Annotated in this window: 25 protein-coding genes and 5 pseudogenes; 7 read left to right on the top strand and 23 right to left on the bottom strand. The window is 35.9% G+C overall.

Going from position 1 to position 22,874, the window contains the following annotated elements; genetic code table 11:
- Positions 1-531: 531 nt before the first annotated feature.
- Entirely contained in the window at positions 532-2,502 is a 1,971-nt protein-coding gene (locus AC3WR0_RS05740) for an alkaline phosphatase family protein (protein WP_492551404.1), read from the bottom strand.
- A gap of 179 nt (positions 2,503-2,681) precedes the next feature.
- Between AC3WR0_RS05740 and AC3WR0_RS05735 the strand changes: the two genes are divergently transcribed.
- Positions 2,682-2,804 (top strand): hypothetical protein, encoded by a 123-nt coding sequence (locus AC3WR0_RS05735; RefSeq protein WP_492551403.1) that lies wholly within the window; start codon positions 2,682-2,684, stop codon positions 2,802-2,804.
- Positions 2,805-2,818: 14 nt separating this feature from the next.
- Here the strand turns inward: AC3WR0_RS05735 and AC3WR0_RS05730 are convergent, their stop codons facing one another.
- The 10 genes and pseudogenes from AC3WR0_RS05730 to AC3WR0_RS05685 form a co-directional block, all read right to left on the bottom strand.
- Positions 2,819-3,046, bottom strand: coding sequence for a hypothetical protein (locus AC3WR0_RS05730; RefSeq protein ID WP_492551402.1), 228 nt, complete (start codon positions 3,044-3,046; stop codon positions 2,819-2,821).
- A 69-nt stretch (positions 3,047-3,115) separates the two neighbouring features.
- Positions 3,116-3,289, bottom strand: coding sequence for a DUF4083 domain-containing protein (locus AC3WR0_RS05725; protein ID WP_492551401.1), 174 nt, complete (start codon positions 3,287-3,289; stop codon positions 3,116-3,118).
- Between the two features lie 65 nt (positions 3,290-3,354).
- A pseudogene (locus tag AC3WR0_RS05720) lies at positions 3,355-3,579 on the bottom strand (GNAT family N-acetyltransferase); the annotation flags it as partial.
- A 246-nt stretch (positions 3,580-3,825) separates the two neighbouring features.
- The gene (locus tag AC3WR0_RS05715) at positions 3,826-4,215 is read right to left on the bottom strand and encodes a hypothetical protein (RefSeq protein WP_492551400.1); all 390 of its coding nucleotides are present in this window, start codon (positions 4,213-4,215) and stop codon (positions 3,826-3,828) included.
- A gap of 40 nt (positions 4,216-4,255) precedes the next feature.
- A complete protein-coding gene (locus tag AC3WR0_RS05710) occupies positions 4,256-4,444 on the bottom strand; it encodes a hypothetical protein (RefSeq protein WP_492551399.1) in 189 nt (62 codons plus the stop codon).
- A gap of 55 nt (positions 4,445-4,499) precedes the next feature.
- Entirely contained in the window at positions 4,500-6,623 is a 2,124-nt protein-coding gene (locus AC3WR0_RS05705) for a peptidoglycan D,D-transpeptidase FtsI family protein (RefSeq protein ID WP_492551398.1), read from the bottom strand.
- Positions 6,624-7,239: 616 nt separating this feature from the next.
- Positions 7,240-8,271, bottom strand: coding sequence for a DUF3231 family protein (locus AC3WR0_RS05700; RefSeq protein ID WP_492551397.1), 1,032 nt, complete (start codon positions 8,269-8,271; stop codon positions 7,240-7,242).
- A gap of 89 nt (positions 8,272-8,360) precedes the next feature.
- Positions 8,361-8,896, bottom strand: a pseudogene (locus tag AC3WR0_RS05695) (GNAT family N-acetyltransferase).
- Positions 8,897-8,916: 20 nt separating this feature from the next.
- Entirely contained in the window at positions 8,917-9,141 is a 225-nt protein-coding gene (locus tag AC3WR0_RS05690; protein ID WP_492551573.1) for a hypothetical protein, read from the bottom strand.
- A 2-nt stretch (positions 9,142-9,143) separates the two neighbouring features.
- Positions 9,144-9,611, bottom strand: a complete 468-nt coding sequence (locus AC3WR0_RS05685; RefSeq protein WP_492551396.1) for a GNAT family N-acetyltransferase — start codon at positions 9,609-9,611, stop codon at positions 9,144-9,146.
- A 413-nt stretch (positions 9,612-10,024) separates the two neighbouring features.
- Here AC3WR0_RS05685 and AC3WR0_RS05680 point away from each other — a divergent pair, with 413 nt between their 5' ends.
- Positions 10,025-11,230 carry an iron-containing alcohol dehydrogenase gene (locus tag AC3WR0_RS05680; RefSeq protein ID WP_492551395.1) on the top strand — a complete coding sequence of 402 codons (1,206 nt, stop codon included), beginning with the start codon at positions 10,025-10,027 and terminating at the stop codon, positions 11,228-11,230.
- Between the two features lie 44 nt (positions 11,231-11,274).
- Here AC3WR0_RS05680 and AC3WR0_RS05675 read toward each other — a convergent pair whose 3' ends face one another.
- The 9 genes and pseudogenes from AC3WR0_RS05675 to AC3WR0_RS05635 all read right to left on the bottom strand — a co-directional run.
- Positions 11,275-11,454, bottom strand: a complete 180-nt coding sequence (locus AC3WR0_RS05675; RefSeq protein WP_492551394.1) for a DUF8096 family protein — start codon at positions 11,452-11,454, stop codon at positions 11,275-11,277.
- Positions 11,455-11,520: 66 nt separating this feature from the next.
- A complete protein-coding gene (locus AC3WR0_RS05670) occupies positions 11,521-12,210 on the bottom strand; it encodes a hypothetical protein (protein ID WP_492551393.1) in 690 nt (229 codons plus the stop codon).
- A gap of 1 nt (position 12,211) precedes the next feature.
- Complete coding sequence (locus tag AC3WR0_RS05665; protein WP_492551392.1) at positions 12,212-12,964, bottom strand: hypothetical protein; 753 nt, start codon at positions 12,962-12,964, stop codon at positions 12,212-12,214.
- Positions 12,942-13,841 carry an ATP-binding cassette domain-containing protein gene (locus AC3WR0_RS05660; protein ID WP_492551391.1) on the bottom strand — a complete coding sequence of 300 codons (900 nt, stop codon included), beginning with the start codon at positions 13,839-13,841 and terminating at the stop codon, positions 12,942-12,944. The genes AC3WR0_RS05665 and AC3WR0_RS05660 overlap by 23 nt, the downstream gene beginning before the upstream one ends.
- Entirely contained in the window at positions 13,838-14,218 is a 381-nt protein-coding gene (locus AC3WR0_RS05655; protein ID WP_492551390.1) for a GntR family transcriptional regulator, read from the bottom strand. Before AC3WR0_RS05655 ends, AC3WR0_RS05660 begins: the two co-directional genes overlap by 4 nt.
- A 927-nt stretch (positions 14,219-15,145) precedes the next feature.
- Positions 15,146-15,580: a S1 domain-containing RNA-binding protein gene (locus AC3WR0_RS05650; RefSeq protein WP_492551389.1), complete on the bottom strand. Its 435-nt coding sequence runs from the start codon at positions 15,578-15,580 to the stop codon at positions 15,146-15,148.
- Between the two features lie 117 nt (positions 15,581-15,697).
- Positions 15,698-15,828, bottom strand: a pseudogene (locus AC3WR0_RS05645) (YitT family protein); the annotation flags it as partial.
- Between the two features lie 42 nt (positions 15,829-15,870).
- Entirely contained in the window at positions 15,871-16,149 is a 279-nt protein-coding gene (locus tag AC3WR0_RS05640; protein ID WP_492551388.1) for a hypothetical protein, read from the bottom strand.
- 301 nt (positions 16,150-16,450) lie between these two features.
- Positions 16,451-16,928 (bottom strand): annotated as a pseudogene (locus tag AC3WR0_RS05635) (IS110 family transposase); the annotation flags it as partial.
- A gap of 379 nt (positions 16,929-17,307) precedes the next feature.
- On the opposite strand from AC3WR0_RS05635, the gene AC3WR0_RS05630 reads away from it, so the two are divergent.
- The 3 genes from AC3WR0_RS05630 to AC3WR0_RS05620 are packed head-to-tail and all read left to right on the top strand — an operon-like array spanning position 17,308 to position 18,346.
- Positions 17,308-17,682, top strand: coding sequence for a DUF2089 domain-containing protein (locus AC3WR0_RS05630; protein WP_492551387.1), 375 nt, complete (start codon positions 17,308-17,310; stop codon positions 17,680-17,682).
- Complete coding sequence (locus AC3WR0_RS05625; RefSeq protein ID WP_027323052.1) at positions 17,683-18,072, top strand: SHOCT-like domain-containing protein; 390 nt, start codon at positions 17,683-17,685, stop codon at positions 18,070-18,072. It begins immediately after the preceding gene.
- A 4-nt stretch (positions 18,073-18,076) separates the two neighbouring features.
- Positions 18,077-18,346: a hypothetical protein gene (locus AC3WR0_RS05620; protein WP_492551386.1), complete on the top strand. Its 270-nt coding sequence runs from the start codon at positions 18,077-18,079 to the stop codon at positions 18,344-18,346.
- Between the two features lie 225 nt (positions 18,347-18,571).
- Here AC3WR0_RS05620 and AC3WR0_RS05615 read toward each other — a convergent pair whose 3' ends face one another.
- Together AC3WR0_RS05615 and AC3WR0_RS05610 are read right to left on the bottom strand one after the other, a co-directional pair.
- On the bottom strand, positions 18,572-19,006 hold the full coding sequence (locus AC3WR0_RS05615; RefSeq protein WP_492551385.1) for a GNAT family N-acetyltransferase: 435 nt from the start codon (positions 19,004-19,006) through the stop codon (positions 18,572-18,574).
- 678 nt (positions 19,007-19,684) lie between these two features.
- Positions 19,685-19,864 (bottom strand): annotated as a pseudogene (locus AC3WR0_RS05610) (RNA-binding protein S1); the annotation flags it as partial.
- A gap of 300 nt (positions 19,865-20,164) precedes the next feature.
- On the opposite strand from AC3WR0_RS05610, the gene AC3WR0_RS05605 reads away from it, so the two are divergent.
- A complete protein-coding gene (locus tag AC3WR0_RS05605) occupies positions 20,165-20,650 on the top strand; it encodes a matrixin family metalloprotease (protein ID WP_492551384.1) in 486 nt (161 codons plus the stop codon).
- 25 nt (positions 20,651-20,675) lie between these two features.
- Positions 20,676-21,278 carry a hypothetical protein gene (locus tag AC3WR0_RS05600; RefSeq protein ID WP_492551383.1) on the top strand — a complete coding sequence of 201 codons (603 nt, stop codon included), beginning with the start codon at positions 20,676-20,678 and terminating at the stop codon, positions 21,276-21,278.
- A gap of 758 nt (positions 21,279-22,036) precedes the next feature.
- On the opposite strand, the gene AC3WR0_RS05595 is transcribed toward AC3WR0_RS05600, so the two are convergent.
- Positions 22,037-22,486: a C40 family peptidase gene (locus AC3WR0_RS05595; RefSeq protein WP_492551382.1), complete on the bottom strand. Its 450-nt coding sequence runs from the start codon at positions 22,484-22,486 to the stop codon at positions 22,037-22,039.
- Positions 22,487-22,874: the final 388 nt, after the last annotated feature.

Raw genomic sequence — 22,874 nt, 5'->3', positions numbered from 1 at the left:
TGGTGGGGCTTAGGGGTTTAATAAAAACACCCCGCTGCAGAATTTGCAGCGGGGTGCTGGTCATTTTCTTTTGTTTATGGTCAATAGAAAAGTTGGGAATTCAGGATAGCCTGTTGGTTCGGTTGCCTTTTTATTTTCTGTATTTGTGGATGGAACTTGTGCATTTATGGATGAACTCGTGCATTACCGTTGTAGAAACGTGCATTTGCTGGATGAATTCGTGCATTACCGTTGTAGAAACGTGCATTTGCTGGATGAATTCGTGCATTACTTAAGCAGAAACGTGCATTAATGAAATGTTTGGGAGGTATTTTGGAGAAAAATTTAGTAATTTATATCATTTTTAGATCCAGGCATAAAAAAGAAATCTCTTTTTTAACTAAAACGTTAAATTTTCTTTTATTTTTTTAAAAAAAATGAAAGAAAAATAAAGAAAACCAACCTAATTACCTTGTGGGGTATGCCCTGTAAGTATAAAAATAATTCCAGGATCAAAAAAACGATTCAGTTTTACCTGAATCGTTCATTAATCTATTTATCTCTTAATCCCTTAATCCTTTTCCCCTCTACAAATGAAGGTGTTTTTAGACCTAGGAGATTATATATTGTAGGTGCAATATCTAAATTAGAAACAGGTTTAATTTGTTTACCTTTTTCAATATCGGAACCTGCTGCCATAAAGACAGCTTTAAGTTTCTCTCTTTCTGGATTTCCTCCATGAGTTCCAAGTTCAGGTGAAGGTGTTACTGATTCGGAGGCACCGTTCCCCATTATATAACCAGGTGCTGCCATCAACAGGATGTCCCCTTCATGAGTGTCCTTCCTTATCGCTTTTTCATTTTTATGAAGAATCCTTACTTCTTCATATGGATGAACCTGTCTGTTTTTAATGTAACCCGTCATGTCCTTGGTATCTTCTTTAATAGATGAAAGTGTCAACCCTTCATTTGTAAGGCTGTCCCACATTTCTTTGGCATAATGTGATACTACTTTTGTGCCTTCAGTTCTTTTTATTTTTTTGTCTTTAAAGGCTTTAATAACCTCATCTCTTACCTTCTCATAATCCTGTTTAGGAACAATGCCGGATTTTTCTCTTGATTCAAGATTAATGTATACATGGGCAGCAGAACCGCTCGGAATGGCAATCGCCTTTGTTTTTTTCAAATCAACATTCCCCTTGTCATCCAAAACTAGAAGGCCCGCGTCTTTGAGGACCTTGTTAGGCTCAAGCATGGAATGCGCAGGTTCCATTCCGTGATCCGAAACAATGAACAAGTTATCATTCTTATCAAGAGACTTTTCTGTTTTGCCAACCACTTTATCTGCAACTTTATAGGACCATTCAATATAGTTCTGATACTTTTTTGATTTTTCAGGAGAGTATCCAGGCTGGCGTGGATCGGTCATTAAATAGAGATGCTCTTGATGGTCAATTTGAGGAGCATATAACATAACCACATCTGGGTTGTACTCTTTTTTAATAAAAAGCGAAACATCCGTAACCCAATCTACGAATCTTTCAGAAATTTGCTCATACTCCTTCCTTGTAATCCAACCTTTTTCAAAAGCAGTGTCATCAGCTTCCACTGGAAAAAATCCAAAACGGTCCTTTACTTCTTTTTTAAAATGATCGGGTCCATCAATCCGGCCGGAAGTAACAGGCGTTCTATACATTTCCGTTTCCTTTTCTAATTTCTCATCACCTTGGGAGAAACGGTACCAGAACCCGGCAGTTTCACCATCCTTTACTGGGATGCTAATTGAACCCCATTTCCCTGACTTTATTGCGTTATCATCTTGATTAAGTTCTTTCTTTTTAGAAACAATGAATTTATCATAATTAATCTTTTGGTCGTCTGTTGTATCAATCGCCAAAATAAAGTAAGTTTGATTTTTTTCATTTTTCATCTCAATATGGAGTTCAGTATCCTTTGCAGGACTAAAGCTTTTCGGAGTATTCCTCCAGTTTGATGCTTTTCTGAACGTGAGTTTATCATTATTGCTAGGGGACCATGTTTCTCCATAATAAACCGTGTAGTCTGCCTCTTTTCCTTTTTGAGGCACTGCCCCCGGAAACGCAATCGTTGCTGTTGTTTTTCCTTGCTGTTTTGCTTCTAGCCAAAGAGGATCAACCTCTGGCCTAGTTAAAAATGCGTCCTTCTTATTTGTCAAAGAAGCTCCTGACTGTTGCCATACATTACTGACGACAGAGGTTTTAAGCGGACTTGCTCCTGTTGCGATGGCTGCATGGGACGGTGCCGTCAGTGAAGGGCTGATCGTTGTAGAATACTTTGCAATTGTCCCTTTTTTAAACACCTTCTTTATATGAGGAAGCTTGTTTTCTTTTACATATCTCCTCATCAAATCATTTCTCATTCCATCAAAAGAAATAAGGATGACTTTTTTATTATTTGTATCTGCGAATGCGGCGCTCGCTCCTGGGCCGAATCCAGCCAAAACAAAAACTACTATTACTAAAACTTTTGCTATTCTTGTTGTCATTCGTTCACCTGCTTAACTTTTGTCTATGCTCTGTATACCCTCATTCTTCTATTTTTAAAAATTTAAATGGTGGATGGTATGGTATTAATTTATTAAACTTCTAATTTTTGCATGATTAAAAGTTTTTAAACGGGGAATATACAAACCAAGAACAAAAATACTTATAGAGGTGATTTCAAATGAGAAAAGAAAAAATTTCATTAACAGAGTTTACTAGTGAAGAAGGATTTGAATTAAAAGGTTATATTTCTCAACTATTTGAACACGTATCTTCTGAAGAAAATAATAAAGAACAAAGCTAATCAGACTATGCTGATTAGCTTTTATTTTGTTTATTCACCTTTTTTCTTTGAAAAATTACCACAACGGCAGCACATAAAGAAAATCCCAAAATAATAAAGACCATAAACAATAAAGTAAGTAAGGAAATGCTTTTTGGATTAAGATCAGTTTGAGAAGCAAAATAATTTGCAGCGAGTTTACTGCTAACAATGAATATGACGATTTCAAAAAATGCAGCTATTAGAATATAAAATTTCCTCAATCACTCCACCTCTTTATTGTTTCTGTATCCACTCTAGGTCTAATTTAGCATTTTATCTCAAACCCTCTATCAATTATTTTTTTCTAAGAGTTCAATTATTCGATCAAGCTTTTCCTCAATGCTTTTATTGCTGTGATTTCTGGTGTTTGAATGAATAAGCATTCTTCTAATAAAAAGAGCAAAGGATATTACAAACAATATTAAAAGAAAAAAAACGATCAAAATATAAAATAAACTGCCCATATTTTATCCCCTTTTACTTTTATTAAAAAAAGGTGGGATACTCCTCATGCAGCCTTTTCGGCAAGTTACTTCACAAACTTAGACATAAGAATATCATCCACATATTCTTTATCGCTTAATTTGAGTTCTTTAATTTTACGGCCTTCTTCAATAAATCCCATACTTTTATATAAGGATATTGCACGTTGGTTGGTTGAAAATACTCCTAAACTTACCTTTTCAATGAAGGGGGTTTTTTCTGTCCAGCCTAATAATTCCTTCAAAAGCACCTTTCCAATTCCCATGCTTCTGTTTTTTTCGCGATCATCATAAGCGACTACTTCCCAAATCAATATTTGTACCGCTTTGTAGATAAACGTTAGTTAAAAAAGTAAATTAGAATTAATTCTATGTTGGGAAAAGTTTGAAACAAAAAAGAGAGCCAAGGTTACCTTTTTTGTGATCTTATAATTTGAAGGGTTTTTTGCTGTTTGGAAGAAGTTTTATACCTATCCCTTATAAAACTAAGGGAATGAAAAAGGAGTGAGAACCAAATTCTAATCTTGCGATAAATACATCAATTTGGTTAAATCCAGTTTAGAAATGTCGAAGTTTGAGCCGATTGATTTTAATAAAGTTTGGTAAAAAGGAACATCTTCTGTTAATGGCATTTCCTCAAACAACTTCAAATCCACTTTATAGTTGTAATATGAAGCGCAATTATCCTTTAAATCCACTAACCCATCAGCAAATGTCTCAATCATCACGCTATCTTCCTGCGATAGGGGTTCATCCGAAATGATGTCCACTTTGATGATATTGTTGCAGACACCAATATCCTCTTTCTCCATGTACTGAAAGGTCGTTCCAATATCCTCTAACATAAGAGGTCTCCGCAAATCCTCAATGACCATATATCCCAATGAAATGTTGTTCTTGAAAGCCATAAAGATCTCCAAATCCCTCAACCTGAGTGTTCTTCTAAACTTAAACATCTTTTGGCTCCTGTTCAACGGTTACTCTCCCTCCATTTTGCTTAATGAGTTGATCCAGCTTATTTTCTATGTTTTTTAATATATTCCTAACTGAAATCAAGTAGGTATATCCCTGAAATAATAAAGAAAGCACTATAATGGCCAATATTATAAAGCCCATAATGATAAGAAATTCTGGCATATCTCCACCCCTGGATAGTAAAATGAGCTGCCCAACGACAGCTCATTTAAAAATTTTATTTTTGTTTTTGCCTTTGTGCCTTTAGTTCAAAGTACGCTTTAAATACTTCGTCGGCGATTTCTAAGTTAACATGTGTTTTGTCCGTAGTAGACCAAGGAACAACTACAGAAAGGGCGATTTCAGGATTGTCGTAAGGTGCATATCCCACAAAGGTTACGTCCCAGGTCATTGGGTGAATAGGTAATGGTCCGTCGTATAATGCCTGGGCTGTTCCTGTCTTCCCAGCAATCTTGTATTGTTTATTTTTAATGGTTCCGTATCCTGTGCCCTGCGGGTCATTTACAACCAGTCTGAATCCTTCTTGAACACGGTTAATCCATTCTTCCTTCATATCAATTTTATTAAGGACTTTAGGCTGAATTTGCTGAAAAACTGGCCCCAATTGATTTGAACTAAAATCTGGCTCTCGAATTTCTTTTACTAAGTGTGGCTGGAGACGGTAGCCGCCGTTTGCGATTGTAGAAACATATTGCACAAGCTGCAAAGGTGTATAGGTGTCATATTGTCCAATGGCAAAGTCAAGCACTTTACCGGCCTCTTGCGGTATTTGCCCAGCTCCATATCCAGACATTTCTCCTGGCAGATCAATGCCCGTTTTAACCCCTAATCCAAATTGGGCAAAATTGTTTCTTAATTTGTTGATGGCGGCCACTTTATTGATACGCAGCGGGGCCTCCCTCACGTATTGCTGCTGTCCGCCAATTTTCATGGCCGTTAAGAACATGTAGACGTTTGATGATCTTTTTAGCGCATATAAATCATTAATATTACCAAAACCAGACGTATTCCAGGATTTTTTCACCTGTGTGCCTTTAAACTTTAATGGCTGGTCATATTGATAGGTGTTCGGACTTATTGCTCCCGTTTGGTATCCTGTTAATACTGTGGCACCCTTAACAACCGATCCCATTGAATAGGAGGTTGTCATATTGCCAAGAGCAAAATCATTTATGCTTGTTTTTCCTGTTTCAGGATCCTTTACATATTGTTTGCCAGCCATGGCGAGCAGTTCACCTGTCTTCGGATTCATGACCGAGACCATGGTTCTGTCCATGTAAGGCTGGCCAATCTTAAATTTTCCAAGCTTATCCTGAATAATGGCTTCGACTTTCTTTTGCAGGTCGACATCTATAGATAAAACTAAATCCTTGCCGCTCTCTCCTTTTTTGATTACCTCTGAATCTATAACATTACCTGATTTGTCAGTAACATTTTTGACCATTTCCTTTTGGCCCTGCAGCACATCTTCATACTGTTGTTCCAGATAGCTCTTGCCTACACGGTCATTTCTGCTATATCCTTCAGCCATAAAAAAATCTAACTTATCCTTCGGTAGACCCTCTTTCGAGCTTGTCACTTTACCCAGAATAGAGCTTAAAGTACTATTTCCATCCTGCTCTTTTAATACATAATCCCGATCCCAATCTGTAGTTGCATCCACGCCAGGCAAATAATCCAGGTTTTGGCTTACGATAGCATACTCTTCATCGGTAACATCTTTATTTTTAATCGTATGAGGAATTAAGGCGGTTGCACTCGACATTTCACGGAATATAGCAAGCACTTCTAATTCCTGCTTTGAAAAAGAATTTAACTCCTGTTCCGTTATTCTTTTTCTGGTTAGATCGTAGATTTCTTTATTGTATTCTTTCGTATCTAAATCTTTTTTCTTTAATTTTTTTTCATCTTCTTTGGTTATTTTGGCCTTTGCTTCATTTGGATGTTTGATAATCCAGAAGTCTTCCCTATCCCTTTTGGTAATTGCTTTAAAGTCCTCTTCCGTATCTTTACTTATGAGATCTGCTAATTTAGCTGCGGTGCTTAACATCTCTTTTTGATCCACATTGTTTGCCCGTGTATAGGTAATAGCCTTTAATGGTTTATTGCCTACAATCAGCTTCCCGTTGGTATCAAAAATACGCCCGCGTGGGACAGATGAATTAACGGGTACGACCTCTTGTTTGTTAATCTCATTTTTGTAGGTTTCACCATAAACAATCTGGACGATTCCCAACCGCAAAATCAGTGCAGAAAACAATATAAATACGACGAAGAAAAGAAAATTCAATCTTGCAGGCAAGTGATTCTTATTCTTATTTTTTTTTGTTGATAAGTTCACCTTTATTGCCTCCCCCTGTTTAACATGAATGTAAAATCCTTGAAAATATTGTCTAATTATGTACTGAATGAATAAAAATTCCAAGCTATTCTTCTATCATACTATCATAAAATTCCAAGAATTTGTAAAAGTAACACATAAAATGGCCTAAATACTTTAACCCAATATTAATGGCGAAAATTTGCCGAGGCACGGGGAGTAATTATTCCCAAACTCAGTCTTCCATTCACTAGGTCATAATGGTTTTTAGAAGGCCTTAATGTTTTAATAACAAAAGAAAAAAGCTGTTAACAGCAGCTTTTTTCATTAATAAAGAGTATAAAGTTTACATTTAATTGTCTAGCTCCAGCGCCCAGCGAGTTTTCATCTCTGTAAAGCTTCCTTGAGTATCTTGCATCAAGTATGACATTAGGTGATACTTGGTGCAGCTTGTGTCCATCCCGCTTCTCCCTACGATAAGTCAACATCGAACTCAAGTGCTCCTGCGCCACAGCTTTTTCAAAGAAGGTTAAGTTCAACTCGTAGCAAAGCTGCATGTCGTTTATTCAGAGAAACCGTTACAGGAAGTTTGTTCAGGTAGTTGCTTCGCTGAATGGGCGCTTGCGCTTTTCTTGTTTTAATCAAGTTTCGCTCGATCAGCGGCTTTTGGAGGTTCCTCCATCCAGCCATGATCAATCAAAATATTAGCTCCGTCTTCTACAAACAAAGATACATTCATTAGGGATTTTGCGTATAGAAAACCTATATCTTTTCTCCCGTTCACGGCCATTGAGTTGCCAAACGCCCTAATCTTTATGGAGAACATATCTACTTTATGAAATAACATGAGTTTATCAGAAAAAGGCGAGAAGGATGAAGTGGTGACTAAGTGATCGAGCAACGTAGGAGAAGGCAGTCCCTGGTGATTCATCTTTTCACTGCATTGCTCAATGATTTTGTCGGTGATATTTAAACCACGTTTAAATAAATCACGTACCTTTTCATTTTTTGCTACCTGAGTGAATCCTATTAATAATGCTTTGCTTGTCGCATTGCTCTCAATATTATCATATAGATGGGTTATTTCTAATGCATGAAGCGGCCGTATATCCCCTATAAAGCCATTTAAATAACTTTGTTTTTTTACAAAATCAACTCTTTCTGGAATCGGAATTTCAGGGGCTTTGATGATTAAGCCTTTTCCAATTAAAACATTATTAATCTGGCCTAAAAAAACCACTGTACATTCATTACATCTTACAAAAAACTCTCTAATATCCTCCCTCAGGACTAAGGGAATAGCGACTGCGTAAAGGCTCATCCCCGCTTTACAAGCATATTTCAAATAGTGCACATAAAAATCATCCTGATACAAACGTGGAGCTTCAAGATTAACATCGTTTTCGGTAAAGCCTATAGGTACTGGGATGTTTTCACCCTTCATGAACCCCTCTATTTTGGACATAAAGTCTTCACTTAGACTTAATCCATTTTGAAGAAGCAGTTTAATGTCTTTGTCGTCTACATGCTTAATAAAATATTTTAAAATCTGATTTGACATACTGTTCCCGACATATGTAGCCCAAAGTTTCCCCATTTCCGCGGCAGTTAATTTTTGATCAGGGCTTAACTTTTTAGCGCTTATCTGAATAGGTTTCATTATTTTCATCACTAAACCCCTTAATTACTTTTGAGTTTAGTTTTTCTAACTAATCAGCAATTATACAAATTGAATAAATCAGTTCGTATGGAAAGAAACTATTTATTATGGTACTCAATCAGCCAGCAATCCTGAAGTACGCCTTCATGCAGCTCTTGTTTTAGGAGCATTTTCACCTTTTTAAATCCGCATTTCTCATAGCACTTGATTGCTCTTACATTTCGTACTTGGGGATCCAACACTACTCGGTCAGCTTTTTTCTGTTTGATTAGGAATTGAACCATTGACGAAACAAGTAAGGTTCCAACACCTTTATTCCAATGCTCTGGTTCACCTATAAACTGGTCCGTTCCATAAATCGTTTCTTGTTGTGAATAACCATATACTTTTTTCATTTCTTCATCTAATAAGTAAAATTGAATATAACCAATTTCACGGCCTTCATAATCAATAATACATCTTACTTGCCCTCGATCGGATTTATAAAAGACGCTATTTACTTTTTCAATACTAAAAGGATTGTTTCTTCCTTCATAAAATTCCAGAACAGTTGGGTCTGAAAGCCATTTTGCAAGCAGATAATTATCTTTTTTTCCAGCTGTCGAACTTTCAACTTTCCATTTATAAAAAATATAATAACGCTTCACACCCTTCTTATTCTGTAATAGAAGGGATATCCAATTTCCAAATATTTTGGTCCTTTTTTAAACCGATCGCCACAGCGTCAGTAAACGAGCCTATGCTAACCTTCATTACGACTGTTTCTGTATGATCATTCTGGTAACGCCAACGAAGATCTGGATTGCCAGCACCTCCCCAAGAAGGACTAAGGGTTGCAACTGCATCTCCTAGCTGGAGCCGTTTTGGTTTTATTAACATGATTACACCCTCCCCACTGGAAGATAGAAAACATCCTCTTCTCCCAATACCTCACTGGTTGGAAGAAATCCTAAATTTTTATAAAGTTTGCGAGCAACCTCGTTGTCCTTATTAACAGTTAACCGAATTTCCTTGCACTGGGGAAATTTCGTTTTTATCCAATGAATGATTTCGAGCATTGCTGCTTTGCCATATCCTTTTCCCTGATATTTTTCATCAATCAAAAGACCGTTAATCCAATACATATTCGTTGTATCTTCTTCATAAGCATGCATGATAAATCCGACCAAGGTGTCATGGGCATAAATGGCAAAAGGAATATACTCAACGTTATCTCCATCAGGTTTGATATATACCTTAGCAAGGGATACTGCCACTTCCGGGGTAAATTTGCATTGGGAATCCTTAATACGCAGTTTCAGCGCATCTTCCCAATTGTTTCTTGTAACAAGTTCCAATTTTACTTTCATTTTATCTACCTCTTTTTTTTATTAATAAAAACCCTTTTTACATGTCCATAAATATTTGTCAACAGTAAGCAAATCTCAGGAAAAACAGTTAATTTTGTTGTCATATGAGTTTAATAAGCCCTATTGAGAACAATCGGCGTGTATTTTTTGAGGAGAAAGTCCAATAAACATAATAAGAATCCAAATGATGTCTAATAAGCTATTAATAGAGCCTCTAGAGGACAAACTCTATTCATTTACCAGTTTAATAATCCCATAGTTAAACTCCCTATTAATTATTCAACAAATAAGAATTTCTTCCTTCATTATTTTTCCAGTTCCGTAAGATTAAGCTGCTCTGCTTTAAGCTTACGGAAGATTCAGGTAAAATATAAGTGAAAGCGCTATAGCAAATCCACTTAGGAGGAAGATATATGAGTTTTTCAAAATTGGTTTTTCCGCCACTTAGCTATACTGGCTGGGGTTCGCTTGAGCAGCTGGTCCCTGAGGTGGAAAAATATGAACCTAGAAAAATACTTGTTGTAACTGATCCAATGCTTGCGAAAATTGGCCTTGTCGAACGGGTTACTGTTCCTTTAAAAGAACATGGATACCAGGTGACAGTTTATACGGACGTTGTTCCGGAACCACCGCTCGAAATTGGCGAAAAGCTGGTCTCTTTTACAAGAGATGGTGGATTTGAAATGGTGATTGGCGTAGGCGGCGGAAGTGCTTTAGATTTAGCTAAGCTTGCCGCGGTCTTAGCTGTTCATGAAGGTCCTGCTGCAGATTATTTAAACTTAACAGGAACCAAAAAGGTGGAGAAAAAAGGACTTCCTAAAATCCTTATTCCTACTACATCAGGAACTGGTTCTGAAGTGACCAACATTTCTGTTCTTTCGCTTGAAACAACCAAAGATGTCGTTACTCACGATAATTTGCTTGCGGATGTCGCGATTGTTGATCCAGAGCTTACTGTGACAGTCCCTCCTCGTATTACCGCTGCTACAGGTATTGATGCGTTGACACATGCGGTAGAGGCCTATTTGTCAGTCAATGCGAGCCCGACTTCTGACGGTCTAGCTCTTCAGGCGATCCGGCTGATTGCTCGTTCGCTACGAAAAGCAGTAGAAGACGGAAGCAACAAACAGGCCAGGATTGATATGAGCCATGGAAGCTATATTGCGGGACTCGCCTTTTTTAATGCAGGAGTCGCAGGTGTCCATGCCCTTGCCTATCCACTCGGAGGCCAATTCCATCTTGCACACGGAGAGTCAAACGCAGTTCTGCTGCCCTACGTAATGGGTTACATAAGAAACAGCTGCCCATCCAGAATGGCAGATGTCCTGAATGCATTGGGAGGAAACTCAAATTACTTATCTGAAGAAGAAGCATCCTATAAATGCGTGGAGGAATTAGAACGGATAGTAAAAGATGTAGGCATCCCGGCAACACTGGCAGATTTTAATATTCCTGAATCTGCTCTTGAAAGCTTGACCCAGGATGGAGTTAAGCAAAAAAGGCTGCTTGCCAGAAGCCCTTATCCTTTAGAAGAGAATGATATTAGAGAGATTTACAGAGCTGCTTTTGAAGGAAAGTTGACCGAACCAACAATGAAAAGTGAGCAAATAACCATTTAAATTTGCGCAGAAAAAAATGCACCCTCCCTGGGTGCATTTCGTTTTTAGATACTTTTCTTCATTCCGCATTGCCTGCATTCTCTCATGAAAATTCCATTTTTAACTGAACTTTTAAAAAGAGTATTACCACATTTATCGCAGCGACCGCTATTTTTATCAGGGAATTCTTTAAAGTCATAGATAATATTTACATCGATTTCTTCAGGCTCTAATAATCTAGCCATGGATAAAACCCCTTTTCTAAAAATCACTCTTTTAATAATACCGTATTTTAAAAGATTTATAAATCACTACTTAACAAACTCCATGCTTCTATTCGTTTTATCAATAATTTCAAGATCTTTTGGAATATGCAGATATAAAACAGTGGATCCTCCGTAAAAGGAAGTATTGTGACTGAAAAGATGTTCATTATTAAATTGCGCAACCGGGAATGGATTTTGGAATTGGTAAAAGTCCATTTTGAATTTCTTCGGCTTTTTTATTGTGAGTGTATTTCCTTCCAAAATCATTCTGGGCATATTTTTAAGACTTGTTATATCAGTATTATTCATCGTAGATTTCGATCGATAATATACCACATCTATGTTATCCTCATTTGAATCTTTTCTTTCTACAATGATCTGGGTATCAAGGGTGTTTTCTGTTTCAACAAGAAGTTTTTGCTCCGTGTAATGGAAGCTCCATTTTTTGCCAATGAATCGAGGATTTAACTGATTCAATTTTCCTTCTGCAATTGCCTCCTGCAATTCTTCACTTTGTTTTTCCACATCCTTAATATAGACACTTTTCATTTCTGCTCCTTCAATTGCGGGAAAACTAGAAACAACTAAGGTACAAGTAAGCAGAAGAACGACATATCCTCCCAATATCCTTCCGGCTCGGTAACTAGAGATATTATTTCTTCTTTTGCTGCTTGAAGAAAATTTTACAATACAAAAAATAATAGCCACGATTAAGAGTATTATGATTAAGCTCATATTAGTAACTGACCTCCTTTCTGTTAGTCATAACGAAAGCACTTGAAAAAAGCAGAATTACCATTATGAGCATTTTGAAAGAGAATAAAAAGTAAGATGACTCATTGAAAATAAAGTTATAGACGATTGTTGTTATGCTTGTATTACCTCTCAGTCCGCCGATAAACAAAACCCCAACAAACAGAATGGGCATTAAAATGGCAAAGGACTTATGAATTTGAATAAGTGTGCCTGCTAAATACCCTGCGGCACAAAAAAAGAAAATGTACAATGTGGTGGCTGCTATCGCAAGGAATAAGTGTTCAGGTGCCAACATTAAATTGTGGAAGTCGAGGTGCTTCCAGTTAACAAAGTAATACAAAATCACTTTGATTAAGGAAGTAGAAAGAATTGCTGTGAGACCGCCAAGGAAACTAATCACAAGCAGAAAAAAGAAATTGGCGAGATTACTGCTCATTCTATTTGTTACAAAAGTGAAATCATCATTCCGGTATGATTTTGTCGTGATTAAAATAGCCGTGATAAACCCCCATAACATAGTGAAAACAATGATAATATCCGCTGAATAAAAGTGGATATTTAATTCGAATTCATCGCTGCTTGTTCCGCTTCCCCCAACTCCGCCAAAAGAAAAGAGAATTCCTAACAATTGTATAAAAATTAATGACAAAAACACCTGGGAATACGCTTGCAATTTAAAGGAAAATTGTTGTTTTACAACAGACATCAGGTTAGGCCTTATTAAAGACATCATCTATTCCCCCGTTCGCTTTACTTGTTAAATAGACACATAGATCACTTAATGCGACCTGAGACATTTCAACCCCCGAAGCCTGGAATTTTTGTAATTCCAGCTCTGAAAAATCATTTTTTACAACTATATACGTCCGGTCACCGACGATCTTTGTATAAAGGGTCTCTCTATTAGTCGTCCATTCATTGATGGAAGAGGTTTTTCCCTGCAGCCCGATTGCCCATTCTGCCATTTCCGCAACGGGCATATGGAGCAGTTCTTTCCCTTCATTAATGAGCAATATATCTTCTAGTAAATCTTCAATCTCTTCTAAATGATGGCTTGAAACAATAATGGTACGCGGATAATCAATGTAGTCTCTGAGAAGCACTCTGTAAAAATCCTTCCTAACAGCTGCATCCATACCAGTTGTTGGTTCATCAAAAATTGTTAAGCTGCAGCGTGAGGATACTCCGAGAATCATGTTGAAGGTGCTTTTCTTTCCTTTTGAAAGGCTGGAGTAATTTTGTGTGGGGTTGAATGAAAAATAATTGAATAGTCGGTTAGCAAGTTCTTTGTCCCAGTTAGCGTAAAATCGGTTAGCAGTTTCAAGTATTTCCTTTAGGTTTAAGGAGGCTGGAAGGCTAAGCTGATCATGAATGAAAATATGATTCGCCGATACCAGTAGATTGTTAAATGGACGCTCATCAAACACTTTTATTTCACCTGAACTTTCCTTTAAATAACCAGCTATGATCTTCAGGAGGGTGGTTTTTCCAGCTCCATTCCGGCCAATCAGTCCTGTTATTTTATTTTCCTCTATGCTGAACGACATTCCGTTCAAAGCTTTTCTCCGGCCATAGACTTTCATGAGGTCAACACATTCAATCACACTCATTCATCTTCTCCCCCTGTGTTTACTTTTTCAATCATTTCAATTAACTCTTCCCGGGTAACATTTAAACGTTCCGCTTCTTGTACAATTTCCAATACAAGCCGCTTCAAGGTTTGGCTTTTTCGTTTGTTAAGAATCATTTCCTGTGCATTAGTGGTTACGAACATTCCCAGTCCGCGTTTTTTATATAGGATATTTTCGTCGGCCAATATATTGAGACCCTTTGCAGCTGTAGCAGGATTGATATTAAAAATTTCAGCAAGCTGGTACTGAGAATAAATTTTCTGATCACTTTCAAAGCTTCCATTCAGGATCTCTGTCTCAAGCCACTCTGAAATCTGTATATAAATTGGTTTTGTTCCATCTAAATTGGGAATCACCCCTTATTCCTCCCTCCCTGGCATAGTACATTAGTCTTGTAATGTAGTATATGTTGCTTTCTTAAAAATAACAATGTTTTTTGAATATTTTCCAAAAAAAAGCTCCTCCAATAATTTGGAGGACCAAGAATCAAAGTAAATCCCAAGGAGAAATAAAAAGTATTGCAACTATTAGAAGGTTGTTCAATTGCAAAAGCAAAGGCTCGGGCAATGCTCTCAGCATCAATGGCAACATCTTCATAAAGTTTAACAATCCCAGGTTGAATTAGCAGAGGAGCAAGTGTGAAGGTAGGAGAATATCCTGGTTATGACGGCGAGGTCACAGCGATTTACTTTGAAAAAAAAATCAAGGTAAAGGCTATGGAAAATAGTTATTAAATGGTTTATTTGAAGTGTTTAAAAGAGAACGAGGATATAGAAATTCTATTGTAAAAGTTGTGGCAGAGAAAATGAAGGTCGATACCTTTATGAGAAAATGGGGGCTAAGTCAATTGATGAGCAACCTTTAGAAGAAGGCAAATCAACAATGTTATAAAACTTACATTTGGACTGAAATTTAAAGAGAGATTTTTATTTATTAGCATTAGAATTATCTTATCAAACGCAATCAAATTTCCCAAAACATTGCAAAGAAAAATAGAGTTGACCTATGTATTAGGTACAACTCTATTTTCGGGCACATTTCCTATTTCTACTTAAACTATCCTGCCCGTTTGTAGGAACTTCATCAAAACGGTCTTTTAAGAAAACTTGAGGTATTTCCAATTCTCTTGATAATTTTTGAATATCTTTGCATGTTTAACATTATAAGTTATCTTATTTCTTTGTAACCATAAAGAATCATAACAACACAATAAAGAAGGTAATCCAGTTTATAGGATCACCTTATCTATTAAGATGAAAAAATGAAAACGAAAACGCAGCAAGTTAACCACGTCTTCCTCCTCTTCCACCTCGTTTTCCTTCAGTATTACGTTTTAGAGAAGTTAAGCTCTCTTCACTTTTCTTTAAGAATTGAGACATTTTATCTTCAAAGGTTTCTCTTGGTTTAAAGTTACCTTTAGAACGATCATTCCCTCTCCCTTGTGCTGAGCGAGGACGTTCCTTATAAGAAGATTGCCCTTCAGGTTTATCTACGGTTTGCTTAATGGATAAAGCAACCTTTCCTTCTTTCTCACTTAACACTTTTACTTCAACCATATCGCCAATTTTCAGATGATCATTTACATCTTTAACATAGCTATCAGCAACTTCACTGATATGCACAAGACCTGTTGTTCCTCCGGGTAATTCTACGAATGCTCCAAAATTAGTGATACCAGTTACTTTCCCTTGTACCTTACTTCCTATTTCTATTGACATTAAAATAATGTGCCTCCTCGATATGTTACAAACAGTTTATTATAACAAAGAAATAGTATAAAATCAAATTCGAAAAAGTCCGACCTTTTTATAGCAATGATAATAGACGTCCTACTGTAATGCACCGTCATTACTCAAGGCTAACCCATCCCAAATCCAAGGATAATGCCACCCACAACTGTAATTAACAAAGTATCCCCTTCAATAATAGCTGGCGTATGATGCAATAAGCTTGTACCAACCGATAGAAGCTATTCCAATAATTGCTACCGGGGGCATTAGTTTAATAACTAATTAAGGATTAGTTGAATAAGAACCCCGATTGCAGTGAGAGCAATAAAACAAACTGTACCAGCAACTATTTGGTTTAAAGTTGCTTTCGTTTGCATAAATAGATTCTTTTTCATCCAAAAATTAAAAAAGCTTATAGTCACTGATAAAATTACAAAAGTCGTTATTATGTTGAAATATGAATTATTTAGCACCTCTTCCTTAAAAGGATACCTAATAACATAAAGCAAAATAAACAGGGTGTTAAGCATAATAAGATCAGCGATTTTTATTTGCACTTAACATTCCTCCATTTTTCTGAACAAACATTAATGCCGAACGGTAGAAAATATCGTCTTCTCATTTAAAATTCAACGATATAGATTAGAATTTTAGTGTACCATATTTTTTACAAACATAAGGATGTCTTCTTGAACTAAACTGCCACGTTTGTATTATAAGGTTAATCAGAATGCTAAATATTTCTGCCATATTTATTTTTGTCTTATTATATCAGTAGCCAGGGTAGAATGTAACTGACCGTGGGGCTTTGACCCCGTCAGCTAAACGGTTCGCCCACTCTATCCAATTATGGACTTACCCTTGAACTGCTTGAAAATCAACAGATAGAAGATCACGTATTTTTCTAGCCACACGAAGTTCTGCATATACTCCTTGTGGAATATTAGGTTCAGCATATCTCCCGTCTTTGACCAACTATGGCTTTACATCATTTTTAGATGGAGAATTATCATCTAACTCTTTACTCTTCTTTTCATGCATAGGATTAACAACTACAAACTTGATATTTTCCCCCATAAGGTAGTGAGCTAAATTAAGCCAATAGTAACCTGTCGGCTCCATGCCTACAATCACTTTTTCCATTTTGTTTTGATCCATTAACTTTTTAATCCACACTATGAAACAATTAAAGCTAGAATTCGTATTTTCAAAGTATAAAGCTTGCCGAAAATTCTAAACCTTTAAAATTTTGGACTCTTGCGCCATGCTTGTATTTAGCAAATCAACGCCTATAATTAATGTTTGAGAAGTAATTTGATTTTTGGTTATAATTCATTTAAATAGCCTCCTGGTAATTATGTTTGTCCTTTTTGCCTCCAAGCTTTGGACACTCATATCTTACCAAGGGGCTTTTTTTTATTCAAACCTCATTTTTCTTTATTACAGGAATGCTGCCCGTTTCTTCAATTAGGAAGTCAAAAAAAGGCAGTTAGTCCTTCCTAGATCAACTCATTCTATAGTTTAAGTGTAATGTTTCACAAACTTCACAACAATTGCTCCTTAAAGCCTGTATACTCCATCATTAATCAAATTATTTAAGGTTGAAGTTAAATATATTTAATTTATTTTGTTTTATTTTTATTTTTTTAATTTAATTATTTATTTTCTTAATCGGCTGATGTATGATTGAATTATAAATAATGAAGGAGGGAATTATGGCTTATCCTCTTATATCAGTGTGTCCCGTTTGTAGTAAGCAATTAAAAATCACAAAGCTACAGTGTACTCATTGTCATACCACAATTGAAAATGAATTTGAACTCTCTAATTTTGCAACTCTAAGCAAGGAACAGCTTAGTTTTATTGAAACTTTTCTAAAGTGCCGTGGAAACATTAAAGAAGTTGAAAAAGAACTTGGAGTATCCTATCCCACCGTACGTGGGAAATTAGATGACATTATCTCTTCTCTTGGATATTCCACCACTAAGAAAGTTGAAAAAATTGATCGAAAAAAAATAATTTTAATGCTGGAAAAAGGCGAAATAACAGCCGAAGAAGCTATTGGGATATTAAATGGGGAGGAATCTTAAATGAGTAACGAAATTTCAAGAGTTTTAACAATGGTTGAAGAAGGTAAGTTGACCAAAGAGAAGGCTGCTGAATTAATCGAAGTACTGCAAGAAAAGGGTAATCAGGTCGATGTAAATAAACGGGCCTCAAACTCCTACTTAAACAAAATGCTAAAAATCCGTGTTACTTCTGAAGATGGTGACAATGTAAATGTTAATCTGCCAATAAAACTCATAAATGCTGTATTAAAGGTAGGAACCAATATTGCTAAAATGATTCCCGAATCCGAAAAGTATGTAAAGGATATCGACGTTGAACTTTTAATTGAAGCTATTGAAAATGAATTGGACGGACAAATTGTAGATGTTACCTCAGCAAAAGGTGACAAAGTACTGGTTATAATTGAGTAATATGATGAAGATAAAAATAAAAGTAAAATCCAGACGATTTATTATTCCAGTCCCGTATGGTTTTTTACATCTTTTCATCGGAATCCTCACTTCCAAGCGAATCCTGATGCTTGTAAATCGTGCAATTGAAAAAAAGGCAAAGAAAAAATTTCAAATTCCTAATATAAACAGACATGATTTGAAGCCTTTGCTAAGGGAACTTTCAAAGCAAAGAGGTTTACTGTTGGTTGAAACAAGCCTTAAAGACGGAACAGAAGTTTCTATTAGGTTATAAAGCACAATTCCTCCGTACATTGGAATTGTGCTTTTTCTCTGCTAATGGTAAGGTTCACCAAACTTTATGTTTTAATTGTCAGAAAATCCATATTGCATTAACCTGCCCTTTAGCACAATAAGAAAACGGAATAGCCGCAACCATCCCATTTTTAACATAAGCCCGCGTTAGCTGAATAAAAAAGTCTGCCTTTGTTGACAGCCTGTTCTGCAACATAAAACCCTTTTAATTAAGCTTCTTTTTAAAACCTAAATGAGTTTGGGAACTATATCCTACTGACTCATAAAACTTTACAGCTTCCACTCTATTTCTTTCAGTTACCAATATCACTTGAGAGCAATCCCTTTTGGTAGCAATTTTCTCAAGTTCGGATATTAAAACTTTCCCTATCCCTTTTTCCCTATAGCTTTTATCTACTATCATGTTTTCAAGAACTAAAAAAGGCTTACAATCCCCATATAGTTCCTCACATATTACTCCCATAACCGAACCGATTAATTTGGTATTTTCAATGGCACTGATAAATATGTGGCTATCTTTTTTGTGTAGTTTATTAAACTGTTTTTTCATACTTTTAATACAAGATTCTTCGCCCCAAAACTGTCTATATAATTGTTCAAGTTGAGGTATGTCTTCTTCAATCATTTGCCTTATAATCATTTATTACTCCTTTCTTTCTTTCCGGAGAATCCTTGTTAAATCAACCTACTCCTTTTTTTACTTAAGAACTTCTATACAAAAAGCGTTAATCCTTCTTCACCTTACTAATGATTCAATATAAAAAAACGTCCAAACCCATATATACCAAGGGTTTAGACGTTTTTACTACCAAGTTTATCAAAGCGTTAATTTATATTATACTAATAGTTATCCTTTTCAAACAGTCCCTTACATCCATTGATCATATATCTCTTTTCTTGCTTGATGGTACAATCGAGCATACAGCTGGGATTGTTGTGGACCGTTTGTTTAATGCAAAATAAAAGTTCATAGTTTTGCAGAGGATTTGTGCAGAAGTCGCTGCAAAAAAAACAGGCTTGCCAGCCCAATAAATAACCTCTAATTATAAAAAACAGGTGCACTACCTGTCGTTGGTAATACACCTGGTCATTGAGTCCTTAATTCTGGAACTTTCTTCTTATCAAAACGGTCTTTTAAGAAAACTTGAGGTATTTCCAATTCTCTTGATATTTTTTGAATCTCTTTGCATGTTTAACATTATAAGTTTATCTTATTTCTTAGTAACCATAAAGAATCATAACAACACAATAAAGAAGGCAATCCAGTTTATAGGCTCACCTTTATCTATTAAGTTGAAGAAATGGAAAACGCAGCAAGTTAACCACGTCTTCCTCCTCTTCCACCTCGTTTTCCTTCAGTATTACGTTTTAGAGAAGTTAAGCTCTCTTCACTTCTCTTTAAGAATTGAGACATTTTATCTTCAAAGGTTTCTCTTGGTTTAAAGTTACCTTTAGAACGATCATTACCTCTTCCTTGGGCTGAGCGAGGACGTTCCTTATAATATGTCTATTAATTATCCCAACATAGACAAGTCAGAAAAAGGTTTGTTCTTAGGATATTTTTATTTATGTGTTTCTTATTGTTAATAAAAGTTCTTTTTTCTCTTGAATATTTCCCAATGTAACTTCTAAAAAAATGAAAAAATGCAATAGACAAACAATCATCCTTTTAATTATGCTTAAATTGTTTTTTATATAAATTAGGAGGCATTGTAAAGTTGAAAAAAGTTATGCAATTCTATTAATCCTTTTCACGGCAGTAGGGTTTTTTAGTCCTAAAATTATCTTTGCCTATGTCTTGAATGGGGATTTTTGGTCAACACCAAATGACTTAACATATTATGTAGACCAATCAACTATTAACGAAGGCTATACAAAATATGCTGATTATGGTGCAAGAGCTTGGAATCCGTCTTCATACATATATGTATACAAGAGTTCAGGAAGTACAAACAATGGAAATAAAACAACTATTGCATCTTCTGATGAAAATGATTTAGGCGGGTATTATGCAACAACTACAAAATATAAATCTGATGGGAGTATGTGTCAGGCTGGCTACTACTGTAATCAGTACAGAGTGAAAATTATTATAAATGATCCAGATTATGCGAAATTATCGGAAGTACATAGATATGAAACCATTACACATGAAATGGGACATTCTTTAGGGCTTTATCATGAAAATTATGTATGGTCTATTATGGTAGCAACCGGCTGGATAGACAATGAAGATCCAACCACAGATGATTGGAATGGGATAAAAGCAATATATAATCCATAAGGTTTTAATTTTAGGGGGAAGTTAAATGAAAAAAATCATATTGGCTTTTGTTTTGCTGATAAGCGCCTTTGTAGGATATAAATTTTTTCAAGAATCTAAGAGCAACATAGTAATAACCGAGGCAAAAGCTGGGAAATCTTTTAATTCTCTTGATGAAATGAACTCATATTCTCCACTGATTGTTATTGGTACAAAAACCAATGAAAAAACTATTATTGATAGAGATGACGAGGGTTATATGAACTATTTCTTTACTTTATCGGACTTTAAAATCAATAAGGTTTTCAAAAATAAAACAGGCAAAGTTATTGAAAAAGATGGGAATATTACTATTTTAGAAACAGCAGCAAAAGACGATAAATCAGATCAATTGTTCAGTGTTAGTGGATACCAATTAATGGAGAAACAGAATCAATATCTGCTATTCCTAGAGCCAAATTCATCTGAGGATAAATCTTTCGCGAATACATTTAATATAGAAGGGGTTGTTGATGGTAAGTTTTCATTCCAAAAAGATAAAAATAAACGGGATGAAAATGATAAGAGGGAAACGAGCGAATATGAAAAAGATTCCTTAAATAATCATCGGAAAATGTATAATGAGTTGAATCATAAATATAGCTATTAAGTTCTTCTCGGTTTGACAAAAATTATTAAGTTACACGAAAAATGTTAAGGCAGGAATGTGCTTCACATTTTATAATGAAAGAAGCTGAGTATGCCGCCTACAAGGGCAATACTTACTCATCACCAAAAAAAGGGGTGCTAAATCTAAAGAAAAGCTTCCCTTTTTGTGCTGTTTTCTAACTTTTCTATTGAAAGGAATACTCCCAGCCGGGTCTACACCAATTCACTGCTCAATGAATACACCTTTTTATCCAGTGTTTCCAGCCAGTATTCAACCAGTTAAACACCGTTGATCAGTTGGATAGTTAAATCGCTTGATGTTCTTCAGCGTAATATAGATGGTTTAAGACTTCATTCGCTACAATTTCATAAATGTTGTCAGATGCATTTTCTTTGTAATACCTAAACCATTGACCACCATTATCGCACTATGGAACTCAATCCCTTCAACCATTTGGCTTTCGGGCCGCTACCTAACTGTCTACGCTTAAAGACTAAAGTTACCTTTAGCCGTCCAAGACTCGCTACGAGCAATGGCTAGTTCTTACTCGACGGGAATCCCACCCGTTATATGATACGCCCTAGGCTCGGCCGCACACCAGCCACGGTAGTCGAATAAAAAATTGACACAGCGATCCATTGAATAAGAAAAAACTATTAAAATAAAGCGTTAATCCTTCTTGAATCAACGCACCTATATAAATTTATTAAATTAAAAATAAGAAAAGCAGAGATTTCTCTCTGCCTGGTTAAGTAGGATTATATTCTTTTAGCGCCGATATAGCGAGGCTTCCAGTATGTATTGCTAGTAGATGCGATGGAAACTCCGTGAGAAGTTGCAGCTTGAATCATTTTACCGCTTCCCATGTAGATCGCAACGTGTGTTGGTCTTGAAGCTCTATTAGGAGCAAAGAACATTAAATCACCGACTGCTAGACTACTGACTCTAGTTCCTTTTGCATACATGTCGGCAGCGGTACGAGGAAGTGTTTTTCCAGCCTTCGCATAAGAGTATTTTACAAGTCCTGAGCAGTCAAAGCCTCTTGGAGTTATACCGCCCCAAACATAATGAACACCCAGATTTGATTTAGCGACAGCAATTGCTTTTGTATGATAATACGCGGCTTCACTTTTATGTGGTAATAGAGTTGATGTTCCAGTGGCAAGGGTAGCGGCAAGAATTCCGATAGATAAAAGTTTCTTTAACATTGTTGTATTCCCCCTGTTGTTTTCTTCTAAACCTAATTTACAAGATTTATTTAACAGGAAGATATCACCTGTGTTACAATTACATTTCATGCCCTAGTAAATTTATCCATTAAATTAACTGGAAAATTATTCCATTAGCTCTTTTCTATTAACATCTCCATTTTTTCTTATAGTAATCTTTGCTATCACCGCTATGCCAAACAAGGACAAATTCTGCGTTCTCTTTTTTAAGATTCGTTGTAACTGCTTAGGTTCTTAAATGTTTAGCTTTTAAAAAAAACGGGTACTTATCGCCAACTTCCAAAAACCTGGAAAGCTGGTGATGCAAATGAAATATTCAAAGAAACAGATCCAACAAATCAGTGAGGGCAAGCCTTCGGAAATAGCC

It is taken from the genome of Neobacillus sp. FW104-15D2 (assembly GCF_058790155.1).
This window is presented reverse-complemented; position numbering and strand designations above follow the sequence as displayed.

What these genes read in the sequence shown, in the direction of transcription:
- AC3WR0_RS05740 (WP_492551404.1), bottom strand. Translation starts at nt 2,502, where the DNA reads ATGACAACAAGAATAGCAAAAGTTTTAGTAATAGTAGTTTTTGTTTTG.
- AC3WR0_RS05735 (WP_492551403.1), top strand. Translation starts at nt 2,682, where the DNA reads ATGAGAAAAGAAAAAATTTCATTAACAGAGTTTACTAGTGAAGAAGGA.
- AC3WR0_RS05725 (WP_492551401.1), bottom strand. Translation starts at nt 3,289, where the DNA reads ATGGGCAGTTTATTTTATATTTTGATCGTTTTTTTTCTTTTAATATTG.
- AC3WR0_RS05715 (WP_492551400.1), bottom strand. Translation starts at nt 4,215, where the DNA reads ATGGCTTTCAAGAACAACATTTCATTGGGATATATGGTCATTGAGGAT.
- AC3WR0_RS05710 (WP_492551399.1), bottom strand. Translation starts at nt 4,444, where the DNA reads ATGCCAGAATTTCTTATCATTATGGGCTTTATAATATTGGCCATTATA.
- AC3WR0_RS05700 (WP_492551397.1), bottom strand. Translation starts at nt 8,271, where the DNA reads ATGAAAATAATGAAACCTATTCAGATAAGCGCTAAAAAGTTAAGCCCT.
- AC3WR0_RS05690 (WP_492551573.1), bottom strand. Translation starts at nt 9,141, where the DNA reads ATGTTAATAAAACCAAAACGGCTCCAGCTAGGAGATGCAGTTGCAACC.
- AC3WR0_RS05685 (WP_492551396.1), bottom strand. Translation starts at nt 9,611, where the DNA reads ATGAAAGTAAAATTGGAACTTGTTACAAGAAACAATTGGGAAGATGCG.
- AC3WR0_RS05680 (WP_492551395.1), top strand. Translation starts at nt 10,025, where the DNA reads ATGAGTTTTTCAAAATTGGTTTTTCCGCCACTTAGCTATACTGGCTGG.
- AC3WR0_RS05675 (WP_492551394.1), bottom strand. Translation starts at nt 11,454, where the DNA reads ATGGCTAGATTATTAGAGCCTGAAGAAATCGATGTAAATATTATCTAT.
- AC3WR0_RS05670 (WP_492551393.1), bottom strand. Translation starts at nt 12,210, where the DNA reads ATGAGCTTAATCATAATACTCTTAATCGTGGCTATTATTTTTTGTATT.
- AC3WR0_RS05665 (WP_492551392.1), bottom strand. Translation starts at nt 12,964, where the DNA reads ATGATGTCTTTAATAAGGCCTAACCTGATGTCTGTTGTAAAACAACAA.
- AC3WR0_RS05660 (WP_492551391.1), bottom strand. Translation starts at nt 13,841, where the DNA reads ATGAGTGTGATTGAATGTGTTGACCTCATGAAAGTCTATGGCCGGAGA.
- AC3WR0_RS05650 (WP_492551389.1), bottom strand. Translation starts at nt 15,580, where the DNA reads ATGTCAATAGAAATAGGAAGTAAGGTACAAGGGAAAGTAACTGGTATC.
- AC3WR0_RS05630 (WP_492551387.1), top strand. Translation starts at nt 17,308, where the DNA reads ATGGCTTATCCTCTTATATCAGTGTGTCCCGTTTGTAGTAAGCAATTA.
- AC3WR0_RS05625 (WP_027323052.1), top strand. Translation starts at nt 17,683, where the DNA reads ATGAGTAACGAAATTTCAAGAGTTTTAACAATGGTTGAAGAAGGTAAG.
- AC3WR0_RS05620 (WP_492551386.1), top strand. Translation starts at nt 18,077, where the DNA reads ATGAAGATAAAAATAAAAGTAAAATCCAGACGATTTATTATTCCAGTC.
- AC3WR0_RS05615 (WP_492551385.1), bottom strand. Translation starts at nt 19,006, where the DNA reads ATGATTATAAGGCAAATGATTGAAGAAGACATACCTCAACTTGAACAA.
- AC3WR0_RS05600 (WP_492551383.1), top strand. Translation starts at nt 20,676, where the DNA reads ATGAAAAAAATCATATTGGCTTTTGTTTTGCTGATAAGCGCCTTTGTA.
- AC3WR0_RS05595 (WP_492551382.1), bottom strand. Translation starts at nt 22,486, where the DNA reads ATGTTAAAGAAACTTTTATCTATCGGAATTCTTGCCGCTACCCTTGCC.